This window comes from Amphritea pacifica (assembly GCF_016924145.1).
In the GTDB taxonomy this organism is placed as follows: Bacteria; Pseudomonadota; Gammaproteobacteria; order Pseudomonadales; family Balneatricaceae; genus Amphritea; species Amphritea pacifica.
On sequence record NZ_JAFFZO010000166.1, the window covers coordinates 1 to 336 of the forward strand.

Consider the following 336-nt stretch of genomic DNA (forward strand, 5'->3'; position numbering starts at 1 on the left):
TCCTACCTTCAGGCCTGATCTGGGGCTACGCTGAAGCGTCTGAGCATGGCTACCTCCCCATGCCCTGGTTTATGAAAGCGGTCAAACATTTTTCGTTCAGCCGCAGCACCGGCATGGTCACCCGCTATAAAAACAATAAAGAGCTCTATAGCCATCCTTTTCCGGAGTTCGACTGCTATCTGGTCAGCAGCCCCAGCCATCAGGGGATTCTCAGCTACCAGCTGCATCTGGTGCACCGCTATCATCGCTACTTCGATAGCATCCCCCTGCACGGCTTCAGCACCAGCCAGCAACCGGACGAGTTTGAGCGGGTCTGGAACCTGATCCAGCGCTATA

1 pseudogene is annotated in these 336 nt (G+C 55.1%); it reads left to right on the forward strand.

Annotation, left to right across the window (positions count from 1 at the left end):
* Nucleotides 1–336 (forward strand): annotated as a pseudogene (locus JW499_RS21915) (hypothetical protein); the annotation flags it as partial.